This is a genomic window from Streptomyces sp. NPDC056231 (assembly GCF_048270745.1).
Taxonomy (GTDB): domain Bacteria; phylum Actinomycetota; class Actinomycetes; order Streptomycetales; family Streptomycetaceae; genus Streptomyces.
On record NZ_JBLVKW010000023.1, the window covers coordinates 67085 to 85457 of the forward strand.

The 18373-nt window shown below is 67.6% G+C and carries 20 protein-coding genes and 2 pseudogenes; 9 read left to right on the forward strand and 13 right to left on the reverse strand.

What is annotated here, in order from left to right:
* The first annotated feature begins 4 nt into the window (after positions 1 to 4).
* The gene (gene drmB / locus ACNPQM_RS19555) at positions 5 to 1870 is read left to right on the forward strand and encodes a DrmB family protein (RefSeq protein ID WP_418085045.1); all 1866 of its coding nucleotides are present in this window, start codon (positions 5 to 7) and stop codon (positions 1868 to 1870) included.
* A 154-nt stretch (positions 1871 to 2024) separates the two neighbouring features.
* Here the strand turns inward: drmB and ACNPQM_RS19560 are convergent, their stop codons facing one another.
* Entirely contained in the window at positions 2025 to 2666 is a 642-nt protein-coding gene (locus tag ACNPQM_RS19560; protein ID WP_418085009.1) for an ATP-binding protein, read from the reverse strand.
* Positions 2667 to 2892: 226 nt separating this feature from the next.
* Here ACNPQM_RS19560 and ACNPQM_RS19565 point away from each other — a divergent pair, with 226 nt between their 5' ends.
* From ACNPQM_RS19565 to ACNPQM_RS19580, 4 genes are all read left to right on the forward strand, one after another.
* The gene (locus ACNPQM_RS19565) at positions 2893 to 3741 is read left to right on the forward strand and encodes a helix-turn-helix domain-containing protein (RefSeq protein WP_418085010.1); all 849 of its coding nucleotides are present in this window, start codon (positions 2893 to 2895) and stop codon (positions 3739 to 3741) included.
* Positions 3738 to 3929 carry a DUF397 domain-containing protein gene (locus ACNPQM_RS19570; RefSeq protein WP_418085011.1) on the forward strand — a complete coding sequence of 64 codons (192 nt, stop codon included), beginning with the start codon at positions 3738 to 3740 and terminating at the stop codon, positions 3927 to 3929. The genes ACNPQM_RS19565 and ACNPQM_RS19570 overlap by 4 nt, the downstream gene beginning before the upstream one ends.
* 169 nt (positions 3930 to 4098) lie before the next feature.
* Entirely contained in the window at positions 4099 to 4251 is a 153-nt protein-coding gene (locus tag ACNPQM_RS19575) for a hypothetical protein (RefSeq protein ID WP_418085012.1), read from the forward strand.
* A 415-nt stretch (positions 4252 to 4666) separates the two neighbouring features.
* Complete coding sequence (locus ACNPQM_RS19580) at positions 4667 to 5413, forward strand: hypothetical protein (RefSeq protein WP_418085013.1); 747 nt, start codon at positions 4667 to 4669, stop codon at positions 5411 to 5413.
* Between the two features lie 132 nt (positions 5414 to 5545).
* Here the strand turns inward: ACNPQM_RS19580 and ACNPQM_RS19585 are convergent, their stop codons facing one another.
* The 8 genes and pseudogenes from ACNPQM_RS19585 to ACNPQM_RS19620 all read right to left on the reverse strand — a co-directional run bounded on the left by ACNPQM_RS19585 (position 5546) and on the right by ACNPQM_RS19620 (position 11366).
* Entirely contained in the window at positions 5546 to 6184 is a 639-nt protein-coding gene (locus ACNPQM_RS19585; RefSeq protein WP_418085014.1) for a DUF998 domain-containing protein, read from the reverse strand.
* Between the two features lie 121 nt (positions 6185 to 6305).
* Positions 6306 to 6485 (reverse strand): annotated as a pseudogene (locus tag ACNPQM_RS19590) (ATP-binding cassette domain-containing protein); the annotation flags it as partial.
* A 9-nt stretch (positions 6486 to 6494) separates the two neighbouring features.
* Entirely contained in the window at positions 6495 to 6926 is a 432-nt protein-coding gene (locus ACNPQM_RS19595) for a hypothetical protein (RefSeq protein WP_418085015.1), read from the reverse strand.
* A 91-nt stretch (positions 6927 to 7017) separates the two neighbouring features.
* On the reverse strand, positions 7018 to 8229 hold the full coding sequence (locus ACNPQM_RS19600; RefSeq protein WP_418085016.1) for a sensor histidine kinase: 1212 nt from the start codon (positions 8227 to 8229) through the stop codon (positions 7018 to 7020).
* Positions 8230 to 8423: 194 nt separating this feature from the next.
* Positions 8424 to 9092 (reverse strand): response regulator, encoded by a 669-nt coding sequence (locus ACNPQM_RS19605; RefSeq protein ID WP_418085017.1) that lies wholly within the window; start codon positions 9090 to 9092, stop codon positions 8424 to 8426.
* Between the two features lie 66 nt (positions 9093 to 9158).
* A complete protein-coding gene (locus tag ACNPQM_RS19610; RefSeq protein WP_418085018.1) occupies positions 9159 to 9680 on the reverse strand; it encodes a hypothetical protein in 522 nt (173 codons plus the stop codon).
* Between the two features lie 186 nt (positions 9681 to 9866).
* Positions 9867 to 10598 (reverse strand): DUF6585 family protein, encoded by a 732-nt coding sequence (locus ACNPQM_RS19615; RefSeq protein WP_418085019.1) that lies wholly within the window; start codon positions 10596 to 10598, stop codon positions 9867 to 9869.
* Positions 10599 to 10949: 351 nt separating this feature from the next.
* Positions 10950 to 11366, reverse strand: coding sequence for an LppU/SCO3897 family protein (locus ACNPQM_RS19620; RefSeq protein WP_418085020.1), 417 nt, complete (start codon positions 11364 to 11366; stop codon positions 10950 to 10952).
* Positions 11367 to 11594: 228 nt separating this feature from the next.
* Here ACNPQM_RS19620 and ACNPQM_RS19625 point away from each other — a divergent pair, with 228 nt between their 5' ends.
* Both ACNPQM_RS19625 and ACNPQM_RS19630 read left to right on the forward strand, forming a co-directional pair.
* Positions 11595 to 11903: a hypothetical protein gene (locus ACNPQM_RS19625; protein ID WP_418085021.1), complete on the forward strand. Its 309-nt coding sequence runs from the start codon at positions 11595 to 11597 to the stop codon at positions 11901 to 11903.
* 141 nt (positions 11904 to 12044) lie between these two features.
* Entirely contained in the window at positions 12045 to 12278 is a 234-nt protein-coding gene (locus ACNPQM_RS19630) for a hypothetical protein (RefSeq protein ID WP_418085022.1), read from the forward strand.
* 67 nt (positions 12279 to 12345) lie between these two features.
* Here ACNPQM_RS19630 and ACNPQM_RS19635 read toward each other — a convergent pair.
* Both ACNPQM_RS19635 and ACNPQM_RS19640 read right to left on the reverse strand, forming a co-directional pair.
* Positions 12346 to 12642 (reverse strand): annotated as a pseudogene (locus tag ACNPQM_RS19635) (MerR family transcriptional regulator); the annotation flags it as partial.
* A gap of 238 nt (positions 12643 to 12880) precedes the next feature.
* A complete protein-coding gene (locus ACNPQM_RS19640) occupies positions 12881 to 14260 on the reverse strand; it encodes a YhgE/Pip family protein (RefSeq protein ID WP_418085023.1) in 1380 nt (459 codons plus the stop codon).
* 266 nt (positions 14261 to 14526) lie between these two features.
* Here ACNPQM_RS19640 and ACNPQM_RS19645 point away from each other — a divergent pair, with 266 nt between their 5' ends.
* Positions 14527 to 15174 (forward strand): MerR family transcriptional regulator, encoded by a 648-nt coding sequence (locus ACNPQM_RS19645; protein WP_418085024.1) that lies wholly within the window; start codon positions 14527 to 14529, stop codon positions 15172 to 15174.
* A 574-nt stretch (positions 15175 to 15748) separates the two neighbouring features.
* Entirely contained in the window at positions 15749 to 17050 is a 1302-nt protein-coding gene (locus ACNPQM_RS19650; protein WP_418085025.1) for a cytochrome P450, read from the forward strand.
* A 45-nt stretch (positions 17051 to 17095) separates the two neighbouring features.
* Here the strand turns inward: ACNPQM_RS19650 and ACNPQM_RS19655 are convergent, their stop codons facing one another.
* Positions 17096 to 17842, reverse strand: coding sequence for a GNAT family N-acetyltransferase (locus tag ACNPQM_RS19655; RefSeq protein ID WP_418085026.1), 747 nt, complete (start codon positions 17840 to 17842; stop codon positions 17096 to 17098).
* Between the two features lie 121 nt (positions 17843 to 17963).
* A complete protein-coding gene (locus tag ACNPQM_RS19660; RefSeq protein WP_418085027.1) occupies positions 17964 to 18353 on the reverse strand; it encodes a hypothetical protein in 390 nt (129 codons plus the stop codon).
* Positions 18354 to 18373: the final 20 nt, after the last annotated feature.

The following is an 18373-nucleotide window of genomic DNA, read 5'->3' on the forward strand; positions in this document are numbered from 1 at the left end:
CCCGATGACCCCGCCCCCCGCCCGCCGTCGCCGGACCGGCGCGAACGACGCCGCACCTGCCCACAACCTTCCGCGACGTGGTGCGGTCCGCCGCGCCCAGGCGATCACCACGTACGGCGTCGGGTCGCTCATCGCCGTCGACCATGAGTCCTTCGTCGTCTCGGGGCTCGACGGGGCCGAGCAGAGCTGGAGCCTCCATGAGTCCCCGCGGATCCACGAACGGCGCCTGGCCCGACTGCTCGACGTCGACTACTTTCGGCTGCCGCCCGCTTCCGACGACACCAGCAAGGACGGTCTCCGGGTCCGACGATTCCCCTTGATGCACTCCTGTCCCGAGTGCAACGACCTGCAGCGGCACCGCGACTTCAACCCGCCCGCCGGTAGAAGCGTCTGCGGCACGTGTGAGGTCGACCTGGTCCCATCCCGTTTCGTCGTCGCCTGCGAGGCAGGACACCTCGGCGAGTTCCCGTACTGGCAGTGGGTGCACCGCTCCACAGACCGTGGTGCCACGACGGCGGCACAGTGCGGGGGGAAGCTCAAGCTGCGCACGTCCGGGCGCACTTCCTCGCTCCGCTCCATCCTCGTCTCCTGCACCTGTGGGCAGGCTCCCGAGGTCTCGATGGAGGGCTCCTTCCGCAGGAGCGCGCTCAAGGACCTGGGCCTCAAGTGCCTCGGCCCCCGCCCGTGGCTCGGTGCGTCCGCCCCCGCTCAGGAGTGTGGACTCCCCCTGCGCACGCTGCAGCGCGGTTCGTCGGCGGTGTGGCAGCCGGTACTGAAGTCGGCGCTCTCCATCCCTCCGTGGAGTGACGGCCGCGCGGATCCGCTCGCCGAACACTGGGATGCGCTCCGTGAGTACGACGAACGCGAGCACGTCGAGATCTATCTCAGGGGTGTTTTCAAGGGGAAGTGTCCGGTACCGCTGGACGAGGTGATGGCGCTCCTCGACGCGGAGCGTGAGGAGGACCCCGACAGTGAGGCGGCTCCCACCTTCGACCACCGCTACCGCGCCCTGCGCAACAAGGAGTACGAACGTCTCCGCTCGGGCAACGACGAGAGCGAGCACTCCCGCGACGAGGAGTTCATCTGCGAGACCCCGCTCGGCGACTCGTCCCCCCTCGGCCCTCTCGGTGTCACCGGCCCCATGTTGGTGAAGAAGCTCCGCGAGGTCCGCGCCCTCAAGGCGTTCACCCGGCTCGCGGACCCCGACTCGACCATCGAGGGCAACGAGGCCTCGCTCTCCGTATCGGAACTGACCTGGCTCCCCGCCATGGAGGTCCGCGGAGAGGGTGTCTTCCTCCGACTCGACGACGACCGACTCGACGCCTGGTCACGCGCGACCGCCGTAGCGGCACGGGCCGAGCGGATGCGCACCGCTCACCGCAGGGTCATGGAGCAGCGCGCCGCCGATCCGAGCCGGGTCCCGCCCTCCCCGGCCTCCCCCCGCATGGTGCTGCTCCACACCCTGGCCCATGTCCTCATCAACGAATGGAGCCTCGACGCAGGCTACCCCGCTGCCGCACTTCGCGAGCGTCTCTACGCCGACGACGACATGGCGGGGATCCTCGTCTACACCGCAACGAGCGACTCCGCGGGCAGCCTCGGTGGGCTCGTCGCCCAAGGCGAGCCGGACCGCCTCGCTCAGACGATCCGCTCGGCCGTATGCCGCGCCGAGTGGTGTTCCTCCGACCCGCTCTGCGTCGAGTCCGAGGCATCCGGCACCGGCGGCACCAACCTCGCCGCCTGCCACGCCTGCGTGATGCTGCCGGAAACAAGCTGCGAGCACAACAACATCCTGTTGGACCGTGCGTTGCTCATCGGTACCCCGGACGATCCACACCTGGGCTTCTTCGCGAACGTGCTGGAGCAGTGATATCCGACCGGACGTGGGACACCGACACACATCGGTGCCTTACACCACCCACGCCTCAGTAGGCTCGGGGACTGGACGGTTGCTGGCGCTTCGTTTCCAGTCCCCGCGCTTCAGAGCTGAGGGGGACCTCGGACTGGCGGATCGACAGCCTCACTCAGCTCACCACGATCATCGCGGACTGGCTGTCAAAACGCTGCTGAGCTCGGTCCAGGATCTCTTCCTCGTCGCAGCCGTGCGCCCGAAGCCAGTGAAGGAAGTCCGTGATGACATCGATCACCGCTTCCTCAGCCAAGGCCATGTTCAGCCGACTCGGCTTGGGCTCGCCTGCCGACTTCACCGCTGCATAGAGATCCAACAGGGCTTCAGCCCGCCTGACACCGGGTACTGCGACATGGCCGTTTCGCGCGGTCGGCACTGTAGTCAGCTCGCACCACGTCACCTTCCGGTCAGCGAAGAGTTGAACGCCCCAGCGGTCGGCCATGCCGGTGATGAGCTCCATGCCCCGACCCGTTTCGCAGTTGACGCCTTCGTGGAGGAGCGTGGGCAGAGCGCGAGTGTCGGGGTCATGGACCTCGATGCGCAGATCGGTGCCCTTCATGGAAACGGCAAGGGTGGTGGGGGTGCCGGGACCGACGTGGATGATCACGTTGGAAACGAGTTCGCTGACGCAGAGTTGGGCCACGTCGATGAGTTCGTCCAAGCCCCATAGCCGCAAGTGGGCCCGCAGTACGCGTCGTAGAGCCACCACTTCCTCAGGCTCTGCCAGAAAGTGAAGGTCCAACGGCTTTCGTGACATACACGCTTCCCGAATCACGAAGACCCCTCTCGTCGCATGCTGTCTCCCCCTGACCTCACATGATCAGCGGAGCGTTACACGCACTCACAGTGAGTTGCGCCACTGGAAGGATGGCTGAGCGTATCCCCTCATGCAATGTGCACGGCGAGATTCGCTCCTTCGGGTGATTGGCGGCTGCCGCCCGATCCGATGGGATGGAAACTCCTTTACGAAAAGGGGAGTTGAAGTGTCCGGTTCACCCACAGCACGTCGCCGTCGACTGGCGATCGAGCTCAAGAAGCTCCGTGACGAGAGCGGCCTGACCTGCAACCAGGTCGGCAAGGAACTCGACTGGAGCGGCTCCAAGGTCAATCGACTGGAGACCGGCCAGGGTCGGGTGCAGCCCTCGGACGTGGACGCTCTGTGCCGCTTCTACGGGACACCCGACGAGCTGCGCGACCTGCTGAAGTCGCTCGCGAAGGAATCGAAGACCAAGGGCTGGTGGCACGCCCACGGTGACGCGGTGCCTTCCTGGTTCTCGGTGTACGTGGGCTTGGAACAGGCCGCCTGCAGCCTGCGCACCTACCAGGGAGAGTTCGTCCCCGGCCTGCTGCAGACGCCGGAGTACGCCACCGAGATGAGCCGCGTCACACCCGACCTCCGCCACGAGGAAATCCAGCGCCTCGTCGATGTACGCATGCGTCGCCAACAGTTGCTGACGGCTGCGAAGGGGCCGGACTTCTGGTCCGTGATCCACCAGAGCGCGCTCATGCATGTGATGGGCAGCCGAGAGGTCATGACGGCGCAACTCGAACGTATTCTGAAGATGTCGAAGCTGACGAACGTCACGGTGCAAGTACTGCCGTACGACGCCGGGCCGTACCCCACAACCGGGCCGTTCACCGTGCTCGGCTTCCCCGAGCAGGAGGACCCTGATGTGGTGTACAGGGAGGGTCTCACCGACTCGATCTATCTGGAACTCCCAGCAGATGTCAGCGTCTACACCCGAGCTTTCGACCATCTCAGGGCCCTCGCTCTGAGCCCGCAGAGATCAGCTGCGCTGATCCGTTCCGCCATGGAGGAACACTCACGATGAATCTGCCTCCCACAGTCCCGCAGTGGCGCAAGAGCAGCTACAGCAACGGCGCAGGCGGCGAGTGCGTCGAGGTCGCGGACCTGCATGCAACGGTTGGTGTACGGGACTCCAAGCGGCCCCATGGGCCCCGCATAGCCGTACGTCACAGCGCGTGGGCAGGCTTCGTCGCATTCCTGCGCACCCACTAGGTCGAGGTCCGATCGAGCGTGGCGACCGCGGTCAGCGAACGTCGAGACTCCGGCGCGTCTGAGCGATCGCGTATTGCGCCTCTGCCCCGAGCGCCGCGGATTCGCTCATGGTCTGCGACACCCGCAGGTACGTGGCGACGGTGTCCGCGTCGTCGAGCCACAGCTCGGCGTGCCAGCCTCAGTGATCACGAGGCTGCCGTCGAGGCTCACGCGGATCCGGCAGTGGATCGACGAGGTTGCCGTCCTGCCCGAGAGGGCCGTCGACGATCGCGAGAAGGTCGAGTACGACCTGGGTAGCCCGAGGGTGTGGATCGACACGTAGTTCAGGATCGTCTCCCGGCTGACCAGGGGGATCCGGGCCATCCGGGCGAGGCCGAACTCGCGGGCGAGGAGGCCGGCGCCGCGTCTTCTAGGGCTCGTGCCAGCCGCTGCGATGTGACGAAGTGCACCGGCGCCTGCATGTTGCCGTCCTCGACCGGCCGGGCCGCCATCGGCTCCACCGACTTGCGCCGCCGCACAACAGCAGCCCGCGCAGCCGAAGGACGTTCCGTCGCGCCGAGTTGACGGACAACCGCTGTCTACGGTTTCCTGCACCCCCCCGAAGACCGATGACCAGTTTTGACGGCGCCTGTTGCCAGTGCGCACCGTAGGGGCGATTTCAGGCCACAACACAATGCCCCTTACGCTGCGACATGTCGGTCAGCAACGGTCGGCCGGAAACAACGAAGGGCGACACCATGACCTCAGAAGCCAACACACAGGGCACCATCGATGCCACAACTGCCTTGCTGCAGGCGGAACTCCCGCGCCTGGAAGAGCACCAGCAGGCACTGGAGAAGGAACTCGCGACTGTCACCGAACGCCTGGAGTCGGTGCGCAGCGCTCTGACTGCTTTGCAGGCGCTGTCCACCGCTCCCCCGGCACCGGCAACTGCGGTGGTCGACAGTGAGCCCAGCGCTGCCCCTGCTCCGTCGGCAAGCGCTGACACCGTGACGGAGGCGGAGAACGTCGCCGCTCCCAAGATTCCGCGGCAGGCGCAGGGAAGCACCGACTCTGCCGTCGAGGAAGCCTCGCAGGAGAAGGCGGCAGCAGCCCCTGCACGTCGCACGGCCCGGAAGGCACCCGTTGCCAAGGGCCGCAAGCAGGCGCCCGCCAAGCAGAAGGGCGAGCCGGCCAAGAAGGCCGTTGCTGCCAAGGCCGCCAAGCCCGCGAAGACCGTCAAGCCTTCGAAGGCCAGGGCGCCGAAGAAGGCTGCGCCCGCCGCACCGGCAGTCGACGACAGCGGCAGCCTCACCGAGATGGCCATGAAGGTCCTGGCCGCCTTCGGTGACACTCCCGTCCGTGCGCGTGACGTCACGGAGGCCCTGGGACGCGAGCTCACCCCCGGCAGCATCAACACCGTACGCAGCACACTCGACCGGCTTGTCGGCACCTCCCGCGCCCACCGTGCCGGCCGCGGCCTCTACCAGGCCCCCGGCAACTGACGCCTCCCTCCGGGAGAAGCCGCGCGCTCGCCCTCGTTACGGCCCGGAAGCCGTAACGAGGGCGAGGGGTATTTCTCAGTGGGCGGTTCGTGTTTCACCAGACCGCGAACAAGTCGGCCCCAGAGAGCCTCATCAGCCGCGGGTGACCTGCGCGGCATGCCTTCTCGGCGGCGCATCCTGCATGCGAATCCCCTGGTGGAACAGGCCGCGGACACCGATGAACAGCGCCCACACCAAGAGGGGGAACGCCGCTGCCCGCTCCATGCCTCCCATACCGAGTCCGAGATAGCGGTGGGAGAGGAAGAGCCCGAAGGACGCGATCGCCGTTGCTCCCAGCAGACTGGTCACCCAGCGCAGCAGAGCCGGCTCATCGTCCGCCAGACCGACTCCCGCCAGCACCAGGCCGATGTTGCCCATGGCCATGATGAGCAGCGCACCCAGGACATGCTGATTCTCGTGGACGTCCGCAGGCGCCAGCCCGGCCAACACGAATCCCACGCCGGCGCAGGCCAACAAGCACCGGGCCACGATCGCGGTCGCACCTCTGCGCCAGAGAGCCCCGGCGAGGACGACACCGACGACGAGGAGCGCTCCCAGAACGACGAACGAAGCGTTCATCAGGCCGTGTTCGGGCGAGCAGATATAGCGTGGTTCAGGCTCCGACTGCATGGCGCAGTGAGCATTGCCCAAGTCACTGATGTTGTTGTGTGCCCAGCTGTACGGTCTCGACCAGGCGGCCTCGACGACCTTGTGCGTCCCGAAGAACTGCATGACGCCTGCAATCCACGCAAGACAGCCGATCCGGTGTCTCAATGCCCTTCCTCTTCCCTTCGATATCCACACGGCGTGCGGCCCGATGGATGGTCGTGTGCCGACGCCGGTACCGGAGAGCGAACACGACCTGGCCGCTGGTCGGTCGGGTCACCGTGGAGGCGATCCGCATGAGCGACGACTTGCCGGCTCCGTTCGGGCCGAGCAGGCCGAGCATTCCGGTCTCCAGCCGCATGGTCATTCCGTCCACGGCTCGCTTGCCGCCCCGGTACACCTTGGTGATGTCGACCAGTTCCAGCATGATGTGCCCCTACGCCCCGAGGTCCCGGACGCCGGTCAGCGCTGCCGAGGCGGCCGCCTGGCTTCCTGTCAGCTTCGTGGCACGGCCATTGCGCAGGACCTTCACCGACTTCGGCACCTCGACTCGGAAGCGCACATCACAGTTGGCGAACCGCCCGCAGCCGGCCTGCAGGTCGAGCGTGTCGTCCGTGAGCTTCCAGCTGGAGTGCGGCTTCGCCCCGGGCTGGACATCGAACCACCGGGTGACTTCGACGTCCTCACGGTCGCTCGCGACGAGGTCCGTGGGAAGGTCATGGGACCGGACGTCGAGCGTCTTCCCGTCGAACGAGAAGGTCTTCTTCTCGGGTGTCGCATCGTCGGCCTCAGCGCAGCCCGTGAGAACGACCACCGAGGTCAAGGCAACAGCGGCCAGGACGCTCCTTGAGAAACTGCGAGAGAACACACACGCCTCCGGGTAGCTCAGTAGACCGCTTCAAGCATGGTTTTTCTGAGCCCGGCAGACATCTGCCGTTCGGCAGATATCCGGCGACCGGTCAGTGGTCGGTGAGGGTCCCGGCAGGCGAAGGCACTGACAGCGTCCCCGTGACCCGCCAGCCGTCGGCGGAAGGCCCGGCCGTAAGCGCCCCACCGAGGAACCTGAACCTTTCGTCCAGGCCGACCAGCCCCGTACCGCCACCCTTGCGGTCCGGGAGCAGCGGCTTGTCGCCACTCCCGTCGTTCGTGACAGAGACCTGCAGCACGGCCCCGCTCATCTGCTCGACGGTCACCGTGACCAGGCGGGCCGAGGCCGCATGGCGCCGGACGTTGGTCAAGGACTCCAGCACCAGGGCGTACGCAGTCTCGTCGATCTCCCGAGGCAGTGCCCCGATCAGCTCTTCGTCAAGGTTCAGCTCGGCAGTGACAGAACCGGACTCAGCGAACCTGCGGACCAGGTCGGGAAGGTCCGCCAAGCCGTACACGCGGGTCGACGGCTGAGCCGGTTCCTGACCATGCGCGTCCTCACGCACATCCTCCGCCTCGCGCAGGCTCTGCAGAGTGCGGTCCATGGAGTCGAGCGCGCGGAGGCCTGCCTCCTCCACCCGGGCCAGCATTGCCTGGTGCTCTTCCGGGTCATAGGCCGACTCCTGGGCAGCCTGCACCTCCAACACCATGCCCGTTATCTCGTGGGCGACGAAGTCGTGCAGGACTCTGGCCATGTGGAGTCGTTGCTCCCGGCGGGCCTGCAACACCGCCTGTTGCCGACGGCTGTCCGTGGACCGCAGATAGCTGCCGACGCCGACAGCGCAAGCCACCGGTACCAGCGTGACGAGCACCATGATCACCGAACCTGCGGTCCCGGACTCCGGGTTGCGCAGGGTGAAACGCAGAGGCAGGGCGAGCGTGGTGAGGGTGGCCGCCAGCCCCGCGGGAAGTAGATAGCGAGTCTGCGACCGCCGGATGAGACGCCCGGTGAGGATCAGCAGCCCGCCGAATTCGAAGGGCATCCACAAGAGGGTCAGGCCCTGCTTGCCGATGTACGCGATGTCCACGAGGAGGGAGACCGCCACGACAACCAGCGCGGCCGTGTTCTCAGTGATCCTTCTCCACGGCCATCGGAGCAGCGGCACCGATACGGCAAGCAAGGCCGATGCGGCAAGGAGCAGCGCGATGGCCGGGCCGAGCAAGGCCGGCAATCCCAGGCAGACGACCGCCGCCCCGATGCCCAGGCTCCGCCAAAGTCCCCGTGCCGCGCTGCTCGTTGTCATGGCCGTCAGCCTACGCAGAGGCCTGGGCCGCGGCGGTCGTCGGCGTTTGACGCCGGGCTGGAACACCTCGCAGGCCACTTCGGCGGCCCGCAGGTCCACTGCACCCGCGAACAGAACCCGTTGAGTTTCGGATCAATGGGCGATGTGTCTTCGTCGGCCATGATGCGTCTTCCGGATGTGACGACGCAGGGCCGTCATTTCGTTGCGTATCCCATCTCCCATGCCAGCACCGCGATTCCGACCCGGTTCCGCACGCCGAGTTTCCGCTGAATGCTGGCGACATGCGTCTTCACCGTGCCCGGAGAAACGAACATCTCGGTCGCGATGTCGGCGTTGGTCAGCCCTTCGGCGACCTTCCCGGCGATTTCGATCTCCCTCTTGGTGAGGGGACTGACGGGGGCCTCTCGCCCGGCTGCCGTGCCCGGTCCGCGACCGGGGCCGGTGACGTGCCTGAGCAGCCGTACCGTGATGGAAGGGCTGATCAGACTGTCACCGGCAACCGCTGCTCGCACGGCCTCCACGAGTAGCGCCGGTCCAGAGCGCTTGAGCAGGAAACCCGAAGCCCCGTAACGCAGTGCCGGATACACATACTCGTCCAGATCGAAGGTCGTCACGATGACCACCCTGCCCCGGAACTCGGTTGCCGGGGCGAGCAGGTTGCGTGTGACTTCAAGCCCGTCCATGCGCGGCATACGGACGTCCAGGAGAGCGACGTCAGGTCTCAGCCGCTTGGCCGTCTCCAGGGCATCCGCGCCGTCGGCGGCCTCGCCGACCACCTCGATGTCCGTCTGACTCTCGAGAATGCGCCGCATACCCCGGCGAACCATCTCCTGATCATCAGCGATGAGCACACGAATCGTCACGGCGCCATTCTTACAGGCGAAGTGCTGTGAGAATCCGCCGATATGAAGGGCTCACGAACCGTCCGCTCAGCGTGGTCGGGACGTGGCGACCAGGCGTCCCGCATGGTCCATCACGGAGATGGACCGGATGTCGGGAAGGTGCAGGGCACTCGCCCCCGTCACGGCGGCGCGGCCGTTGGGAGTGATCGCCCAGGTGGCTGCCTGCTCCTTGCGGCCGTCCGCCGACGAGACCTGGAGGATGAAGGGTCCTGGTGCTCCTGCGGGCAGGTCGGCCAGAGTCACGCTCACCGCAGTGCCCCATGGCTTGGCCGTGAGCGTGGCACGGCCGGACACGGAGTACCCGGCCGCCGAGGTGAAGGCCGTAGCCGGGCCGGTCGAGTGGCGGAACGGCAGCATCGACCCCAGTCCGAGCCCGGCAACCACGATCAGAGCCGCAGCCAACGCCAGCCACTGCCGACGAGCCCGGCGCCTGCGTGCGGCATCGGCGGCGCGGACCTGCTCCAGCAGACGGCCGAGCCCGGCCGACGAAGCCGGTGGCGCCGCATCGGTGCCGGCCTCGCGCGTGACCTGGGGACGGGGCGCGGACATACCCGGGGTGCGGCGGTAAGCCCCTGCTTGTGCAGGCCGACCGGGCCCGAAAGCGGATACGGCGGCAACGATCACGATCTTCATCCGAGGCCTCTGGACCGCAGCGACCGGACAGGTTCTCGGGCGTCTCGGCCCCGGCCGGGCACGTGGCGTATGGGAACGTCACCTGCCGTGGGCCGGGCGAGTTCAGCGGACGGCCGCTGAGCGGCGAAGGTGGTCCACCAGGGCGAGGAAGAGGAGGAAGTTGGGGATGTCCTTCACCTGCTTGCTCGACCAGGAGAGCCACTTGCCGGACTTCCGCAGCGCCAGTACGCCGTTGTCGACGCGCACGTCCTCGATCTCCGACCAGGTCGCGGCACCGCGCTTGGCCGTCGCGACGCCGCCACGGTTGAGGGAGATGTCGCCGAAGGTGAACTGCTGCCCCTGCTCCAGCATCCGGAGCATGCCCGGCAGCTGTGCTCCGGCGATCTCCTGCTGGATGAACGGCCCCCACCGCTCAGGCTCGGCGTAGAAGTTGGTGACCTTCCGGACCGTGCCGTCCCCCTTATGCAGGGTGTACCGGTATCCCGTGCCGACGTAGACGCCGTTGACGTACGACTCGGTGACCTCCTGCAGCACCATCATCGAGTCCCAGCGGAACGCGACCGGTTGCCCCTTACGGTCGGTCTCGATCAGCCCGTGCTCGAAGAAGTACAGCCGCCGAGCGGCGGCCTTGCGGGAGAAGTTGGGGGTCTGCATCGTCATCCAGACGAACCAGATCCCGGGCAGCACGAAGCAGAACAGCCCGACGACGATCAAGAAGAAAAGGTTGCAGATCATCAGCGCGCTCTGCCGTTTCGGCAGGACCGTGCCGCGGTGCTCGCCGAGGCCCTCGGCCGTGGCGAGGCCCGCTATGTCATCGGGGATGAGGTCGTTCATGGTGTCGCTTCGCTCTCGGGACGGGGCGGGTATCGACGCTGTCGCCGCCGGGGCTCGCGCAGCGTAACGGATGGGGTCAGTTGCCGAGTTTGTCGGTATCGACGACGTCGCCAGGGCCTTGATGTCCACCGGCTGTTCGAAGTCGGTGAACATCAGCGTGCCGGGCTCCGTCGCAGCCCAGTCGGGTGTCACCCGGATGGCCTGACCGTCCGCTGGCGGTGCGGGGGGCGGACCCTCACTTCGACGAAGAGGGCCCCGAGACGTTGGTCCGAGGCCCTCTTCGTCGAAACGGGTGTCGAGACTTGAGCTCGCGCTCTCAGCTCGACGACTTGAGTCACCCGCCGAGGGGTCTTACTTCTTCACGGGGTCCAGGCAGAGAACGAACTTGTCGTCGTCCCACTCCTGCGCAAGCGCGGCCTCACCGACAGTGCACGAGTTGACGTCGAAGGTGTTCTCGACGACCTTGAGGACCTTGTAGTTGGCGTCCTTGTTGTCGCAGCCCTTGGTCTCCACGTCGGGGTTGTTCTCAGAGCCGGTGACCTTGACGCAGTCCCCGGCCGCGGCGCGTACCGGGGAGTCGAAGACGTAGCCGATACCGAGCTTCACCACCACCGCGACGACGATCAGGACGACAACACTGAGAACCTTCTTCAGCTTGCCCTCCTTGGCGGGTGCAGCAGCCGTCGACGCGGCCCCGGGTATGGGCGACCCCGGGACCTGAGGGAACTGCGGGTCTTGCGGGGCGGCGGGGGGCGTCGGAGCGCTCATCTGCGGACTTCCTGGAGCTTGCAGGGGTATCGAACGCGCGCACGCTACACGAAATGTAAGAACCAGGTAAACGTGGGGGTGTGAGACAGCCTTCGCAGGCAGATCGGACGCGCCCAGATGTGGGCGTCCGTAGCGGAGGGGATCAGTGGCAGGCCGGCTCCTGGTGGGTCGGGTCCTGGCATCGCCTTCCCCCGTCGACGCAGCACCGTGCCATTCGCGTGCCGGATCGTGCGGGGAACCAGGACCGGCAGCAGGTGCGGCCAGGGTTCCAACGTCACTCCGCCGCAGGTCATTGCAGCGGCTGTCGCGGAGGTTCGAGACTTCGGAGAGCTGAACAGCACCGCACGCACCGCGCGGCAGACCGACACGGCCAACTTCTGGTTCGACTCCTCGCCGGCCCTGTGGACCAAACCGATTCGCGTCGCGCTCGCCGCCACCTCCCGCCGGCCGCTGCTCAAGCAGGCCGAACTCGTCGCCCTGGCCAACGCCACGCTGGTGGACACCCAGATCGCCACCTCCGACAGCAAGTACACCTAACCGCTGTGGCGCCCCGTCACCGCGATCCGAACCGGCGTCGGCGAGATACCTGCCGACCCGTCATGGACCCCACTGCACACCACCCCGGCGCACCCGGACTACCCCAGCGGCCACAACACCTACGCGGGCGCGGCGGAAACCGTGCTCACCGCCCTCGTAGGACCGCGCACGGCCCCGTTCACCCTGACCAGCGTCACCGCACCGGGCGTCGTCCGCACCTACACCGCATGGCACCAGCTCACGCTGGAGAACATGGACGCACGGGTCTGGCTGGGCATCCACACCCGACTCGCGGACGAGGCCGGGGTCAAACTGGGTACCGATGTCGCCAAGTACGGCCTGAACCACGCCCAGTCGCTGTTCCAGGAGCACTGAACCGGTTCGCGTCGGCGTGGCCAGCACTGCGGGTCTCGACCGCGCCGGACTCGACCCATTGCCCGGGCTCCAGTTCCCTGTCCATGGCCGTCACCATGGCTGCAGCGCGGTCGCGCTGGTCCAGCAGCAAGCCGCGCAGCCGGTGCAGGTGCGCGACCGCGTCGGTGGTCGGGTCGTCGACGAGATCCGCGATTTCGCGCAATCCGAAGCCCAGCCGCCGGTAGGCGAGCACTTCCCGCAGTCGTTCCACGTCGCCCGCCGAGTAGGCCCGGTACCCGGCCGCGGTCCGCGCGGAGGGCTGCACGAGGCCGATCCCGTCATAGTGATGCAGCGTGCGGACGCTCACGCCGGCCGGCTCGGCCACACGTCCCACGGTCAGTTGCTCTTCCACTCCCCCGACAATGCGGCATGACGCCACGTGAGGGTCAAGCGGCCCCGAAGGGCTCGGCGGTGGAGGCCGTCATGCGGCGTCCACCGCCGAGCCCTGTCGTGTGCGCCGCTTCCCCGTCCCCACGGGGCGGCACCCTCAGGAGCCGCCTCCGCTCGGGACGGGCCCCCGCTTGTGGGGCGGCCTCCGGATGAATCCCGGGGTCGCGTTCCGGTCAAACGGTCGGGGCAGGCTGGGGCTCCAGCACCTTGATCGGGGATCGGTGCAGGCCTCTGCGGTCGTAGAAGCGGGTCATGCCGAAGCCGAACAGCAGCGCCACCACGAAGCCCACGCCGATCATGATCCAGCCACGGCCGAGCCCGGCCTCGGCCTGTGCCCCGAAGTAGAGGATGGACCTGACACCGTCGACCACCTGTCGGAAGGGCTCGAACTCGGCGAGGAAACGGTAGAAGTCCGGAAGGGCCTCCAAGGGGATCGTGGCGCCCGCCGACGGAATGGCAAAGCCGACCAGCACCAGCATGGACACCAGCTGGCCGGGCATCCCGAAGACCGCGAGCAGAGCCAGCGCGGTGATGCCCATCGCAGTGGTGGCGCAGGCCCCGTAGATCCACAGGAGCGCCAGGTGCGAGGCGTCGATGCCGACGATCCCCACGGCCGCCACCAGTGCCAGGGCGGAAGTCACCAGCGACAGGCCGGCCATGAGCACGCAGCCGATGGCGAAGTGACGCGTACGGCTGATGCGCTCCGCGGGCTTCACACGGCGGAAGGGGCCGTAGTCGCTGGCCGCGTACCCCAGCATGGCGTCCAGCTGGGTGTGGATCACATTGGCGCCCAGCATGCCGCCGAGGACGAGCACCAGGGTGTAGAAGAACGCGCTCAGCCCGAGTCCGCTGTGGGTGCCGATCTCATGGCCCTCCTGGACCGTCACCGTGATCGGGTCGGCGATCAGCAGCTGCTCGGCCGTGCTCGGCTGCTCGGCCTTCACCGCATGGCCCGCCTTCGGCTTCGCGTGCCCGCTCACCTCGGCCTTCGCCGCACGGGCTGCCTGCAGCTTCGCCTGCCGGCTCAGCTGCTTGCCCAGCTCGGTGGAGGTGGTGTGAGCCACCTGCCGGTTGATCTCGGAGGCCATGGAGGAGCCGAAGCTTCCCGAGGCGGGGTTGGTCAGCACCTGCAGGGTGGGGCGCTTCGGGTCCTGCTGCTGGGGGACGGCCAGCGCGGCCACGGATGCCGAGAAGTTCTCGGGGATCACCAGGGCGCCGTACGCCTTGTCCTTCCCCAGCATGTCCTCGGCCTCGCTCCGGCTGACCTGCTTCCAGGCGACCTTGCCCTTCAGGTCCGGGGATTGGGCGATCTTCGAGGTGATCTGATCACCCAGGTTGATCTGCTTCCCGCCCATGTTCATGCCCTTGTCGGCGTTCACCAGCGCGATCGGCAGATCGTGCATGGAGCCGGTCGGGTTGTTGTTCGCACCCAAGTACAGGAGCGAGAGCACGAAGGACAGCAGGCCGAGGATCAGCGCGGACGGGATCCACAGGCTCCGCCGGCGCAGCACCTTTCGTCCGGGCGCTCGATGAGGATGCATCGGCTCAGACATGGCGCCTCCCTTCGAAAAGGGGCGCCATAGAGGCACTTTCATGACAAATGACTCTTGTATGACATGAGACCGGCAAGTCTGCTCCAGATGCGATGTCGCGCCGCGGTGCGCGTAAGACGTGCGACAGAAGACGGTCCAGCCCTCGGGCCGGCGGGCCCACGCTGGAAACCTTCACTATCCAATGACTAGATACTCACACTATCCAGCATCGGCTGTCGAACTGAGAGGCAGCGATACTGGTCACAGCACGGAAATCGAGGGAGCGCATGAGGATCTCGGAACTGAGCCGACAGTCGGGGGTGCCGGTCGCGAGCATCAAGTACTACCTGCGGGAGGGGCTGATGCCCGCGGGCCGCGCGATGGGGGCCACCCTGGCGGAATACGGCGAGGAGCATGTTCAGCGCCTGCGGCTGATCCGGGCGCTGACAACGCTGGGCGGGTTGTCCATCGCCGCTGCCCGTGAGGTGCTCGCCGAGATCGACCAGCCGCATGATGATCCGCGCGGCATGCTCGGCGTCATCCACTACGCCCTGCGCACCCCGGCCGATGCCACCGGAGCGACCGGCGCCGAGGAGCTGACGGAGCGCGTCGACAGCCTCGTGGAGGCCATGGACTGGGACGTATCGGAGGCCTCGCCCCACCGCCTCGCGCTGGCAGCGAGCCTGCGCGAGCTCAGCCGCCTCGGAGTGGACTTCGGCGTGGACGACCTTCTCCCGTACGCCAGGCTGGCCGCCGCCGTGGCGCGGCTGGACCTCGACCAGCTCGACGGCATCGAGGACCGGATGGCGCTCGCCGAACGGGCCGCGATTCTCACCCTGCTCCTCGAACCGGTCCTCGCCCTGCTTCGGCGGCTCGCCCAGGAGGGCGAGTCACGTCGCCGCACAGCGGAGGCCGCCGCACCGCACACCGCATAGCCCGGAGCCCGAGCCCTCCCGGCGCGGACCTGGCCTCGCCTCGGCGCCCCGGTGGGACACCTACGTCTCCGACCTGGTGCGCGATTGACGATTTTGCTCAGAGCCCGCTGGCGGCCAGCCACTGGCTCGCGGTCCGGGGGTCAGGCCGAGGAGCGTCTGAGCGGAGCGTTCGGCGGCTTCGCAGTCGCGCCCGCCTGCCACCGCGCAGCCCGGAGCCTGAGCCCGGCGCGGGCCTGACCTCGGGGTGACCGATCTGCGGCCGACGCCCCGAACGTGACATATAGGTCATATGTGACAACATGGCCTATGTGGCAATGGACGAGAACTGCTTTGCTGAACCCTCGACTGGGAGGGCTCAGACAGGCGAGAGGAGTGCATCGTGATCGCCAAGCTGCTCGGCAAGCTGTCCTTCACCCGCCACTACGGTGCGTACGGGGAACACGACTGGGGTGCGTACTAGCCGCGACGACGGGGTCTGACCACACTGCCGGCGGGAGCCCCCGGGCGCCCGCCGGCTCCCGGCCACGCTGCCGACATATCGGCCTGGACAGGTACGAGAGTCAGGGGCGATCTCATGGGCCGAACGAATAAGCCGCCGCGGTTGCCCGAAGGCAGCTTCGCGGCCTGGAGCCGCGACCGGCTGGCACTGGCGCGCCATGGCGCTGACGAGTGCGGGGACGTCTGGCAGCTGGAACCGGGTGTCTACGTAGCGGCTGCGGCCGGGCCGTGCGAAGAAGTCCTGCACCGCGCGCAGGACTTCCCCAAGCCACCCTCGCCTCTCTTCCCGCCGTTGAAGCGGTCGAGCGGAGCACCGACGTCTGAGGAGCGTGCGCACGCTCACGCCGCCCGCATGCGCCGACTACGCCCGCAGGCGGTTGCAGCCCGGATCGGTGAGATAGCGCCCGGGACCGCTCGATTTGTTGACCAGTGGCCCACGGGCCAGGACGTCGAGATTCTGCCCCCGGTCCGGCACGCCCTGGAAGAGATCGGCGTGCGCTACCTCTTCTCCGAAGACGCTCCCACCCTGCTGCCCTTTGCCTCACAGCTCTTCATGGCCCGGGAGGTGCTCGTACGCCCCTCTCGCTGGGTATGGCCGCGCTGGGTCCCCACACCGGCACGGCGGTTCCGCACACGGCAGCAAGTCGCCTTCACCAACGCTTTGCGGCCCATCATCCGCCGGCGCCGTTCATCGGGCCGGCTCGGCGACGACGTGCTCGGAGAGATGCTCCAGACCTCCCCCCGCTACGGCCTCCTCCCGGAAGAGGCCATCCTCGACACTCTCCCCGGAATCACCGTCGCCACCTTCGAGACACCTTCCCGGGCAGCCGGATGGGTCCTGCTCTACCTGGCCCGGTACCCCCAGGCAGCGGACCGCGTCGCGGCCGAAGCCGCTTTGCTGCCCGCGGACCCGGCCGCGACGACCAGCACCCACCTCGACAGCCTGCAATACACCCAGGCACTGGTACGCGAGGTGCTCCGGCTGCGCCCCCCGAGCTGGCTGCTGACCCGGCGCGCCCCGCGACAGACTCAGCTCGCGGACTACACCATCGACGCCGGGTCCACCGTTCTCGTCTGCCCCTACACCGCCCACCGCGACGCACGGGAACACCCCGAGCCGGACCAGTTCCAGCCCGATCGCTGGCTCGATGATTCCGGCTCGCCGGCGAAACCCGGGGTCTTCCTCGCCTTCGGTACCGGGCCGCATGGCTGCGAGGGAGCTGCTCTGGCCATGGCGATGCTGACGCTCCTGACTGCGCAGACCGCCCGCTGCTACCACGTGAGCGAGCCGCCCGGACCGGAACCCAGCTACCAGGTCACCACCTACGAAGGTCTCGCAACTGCCGGCTTGCACCTGCGTGCCACCTTGCGCAGCTGAGGGCAGTCCCTTTCGGTGACAGGCCGCCTGCCGGGGTCTTGAGACCTACGGCACCACGACAGTCAGTGATGTGCCAGTCAGCTCGAACCCGAGCTTCTCGTAAACGCGGCGGGCTGGATTCGCATCGCTCACGACGAGCGAGACCTCGGCCAGCCCGTCGGCCGCAGCAACGCTGAGCACCTGGCGGAGCAGATCGGCGCCAAGGCCTGCGTAGCGGGCTTCGGGGCGGCGGAACACGTCCGCGATCCAAGGCAGGCCGTCGCGGTCGGTGAGGATCGCCCCAGCAACCACGCGGTCCGTCTCGTCCACCACCAAGGCGCTGCACGGAAGGACCGGCCCGAGGACGGAGCCCGCCAGCATAGGCGTCAGCCGCTCGCTGAGAGCTTCCTCGTCGCTGCCGTGGTGGTGGTCGGGATGGTCGGCAGGAAATGCGGCTCGCCATGCCGGGAACACCTCATCGGCATCGCGGTCGCAAGGAACAGCCCGAAGTCCGTCGCCCAGGGCGCGCGATGACCAGTCGGCCGGTGGCGGACACGCGACCAAGTCAATCCGCATCTCGTGGGCGTGCCGCATCACCCGGGCACCACGGCGCACCAACTGCTCACCGAGCTCCACAGATCCCGAGACCGCCCATCCGGACATGTCGGAGACGATGGTTTCCACGGGGTCCGGGCCGACCACTTCGGCCAGGTCCGCCCATGGGTGCCCCTCGCGAACCCCCTGCAGATAGGTCAGGACCGGCACGCCTTGCCCATTGGTCAGGGTCTGGCGCTGCTCGTCGTTCTCAGTCACTCTTCACCTTTGTAGATCACGTGTACCTCGACGTGGGCATTCTGCAGTTCCGCATCCGGTGCCACAACAGAAATTCCGCAGCCGCAGCCCACATCGCGCGTACTCGATGCCGCGGCGCCGGTCAGGCGAACCAGACCGAGCTGTGCCGATGGTTCACCGGTGGCACGTCGACCATGTCCGTTGTGTCGAGCGCGAGTTCGCCGGTGGAGGTGTTCACCAGGCGTCGGATGATTCCCACCTGCGTGCGGAGGCGTTGTCGGGCCCGGCGCTCCTCCAGGGCGGACCATCGCGAGACCCCGCGGTCGCGGTTGTGGCGAGGGAAGCAGTAGACATCCACCCGTCGCCGGACAGCGTCGGCCCTGGGCCGGTGGGACTCGTGCGCCGCCGCGGCCGAACAGCGGGCGTTGTAGCGGAGATCCCGGAGTACCAATGAGTGCCACGGGGCACCCGGCAGGTCACTGCGGGACTTCTTCGTCTGCGAAGGCGGAAGGTGATGGGCGGTGCGTGCCATGGGGCTCCGTCGGTAGCCGG

Bases quoted from the DNA above. Each gene is read 5' to 3' on its own strand.
- drmB (WP_418085045.1), top strand. From the start codon at position 5: ATGACCCCGCCCCCCGCCCGCCGTCGCCGGACCGGCGCGAACGACGCC.
- ACNPQM_RS19560 (WP_418085009.1), bottom strand. From the start codon at position 2,666: ATGTCACGAAAGCCGTTGGACCTTCACTTTCTGGCAGAGCCTGAGGAA.
- ACNPQM_RS19570 (WP_418085011.1), top strand. From the start codon at position 3,738: ATGAATCTGCCTCCCACAGTCCCGCAGTGGCGCAAGAGCAGCTACAGC.
- ACNPQM_RS19580 (WP_418085013.1), top strand. From the start codon at position 4,667: ATGACCTCAGAAGCCAACACACAGGGCACCATCGATGCCACAACTGCC.
- ACNPQM_RS19585 (WP_418085014.1), bottom strand. From the start codon at position 6,184: ATGCAGTTCTTCGGGACGCACAAGGTCGTCGAGGCCGCCTGGTCGAGA.
- ACNPQM_RS19600 (WP_418085016.1), bottom strand. From the start codon at position 8,229: ATGACAACGAGCAGCGCGGCACGGGGACTTTGGCGGAGCCTGGGCATC.
- ACNPQM_RS19610 (WP_418085018.1), bottom strand. From the start codon at position 9,680: ATGTCCGCGCCCCGTCCCCAGGTCACGCGCGAGGCCGGCACCGATGCG.
- ACNPQM_RS19615 (WP_418085019.1), bottom strand. From the start codon at position 10,598: ATGAACGACCTCATCCCCGATGACATAGCGGGCCTCGCCACGGCCGAG.
- ACNPQM_RS19620 (WP_418085020.1), bottom strand. From the start codon at position 11,366: ATGAGCGCTCCGACGCCCCCCGCCGCCCCGCAAGACCCGCAGTTCCCT.
- ACNPQM_RS19640 (WP_418085023.1), bottom strand. From the start codon at position 14,260: ATGTCTGAGCCGATGCATCCTCATCGAGCGCCCGGACGAAAGGTGCTG.
- ACNPQM_RS19645 (WP_418085024.1), top strand. From the start codon at position 14,527: ATGAGGATCTCGGAACTGAGCCGACAGTCGGGGGTGCCGGTCGCGAGC.
- ACNPQM_RS19650 (WP_418085025.1), top strand. From the start codon at position 15,749: ATGGGCCGAACGAATAAGCCGCCGCGGTTGCCCGAAGGCAGCTTCGCG.
- ACNPQM_RS19660 (WP_418085027.1), bottom strand. From the start codon at position 18,353: ATGGCACGCACCGCCCATCACCTTCCGCCTTCGCAGACGAAGAAGTCC.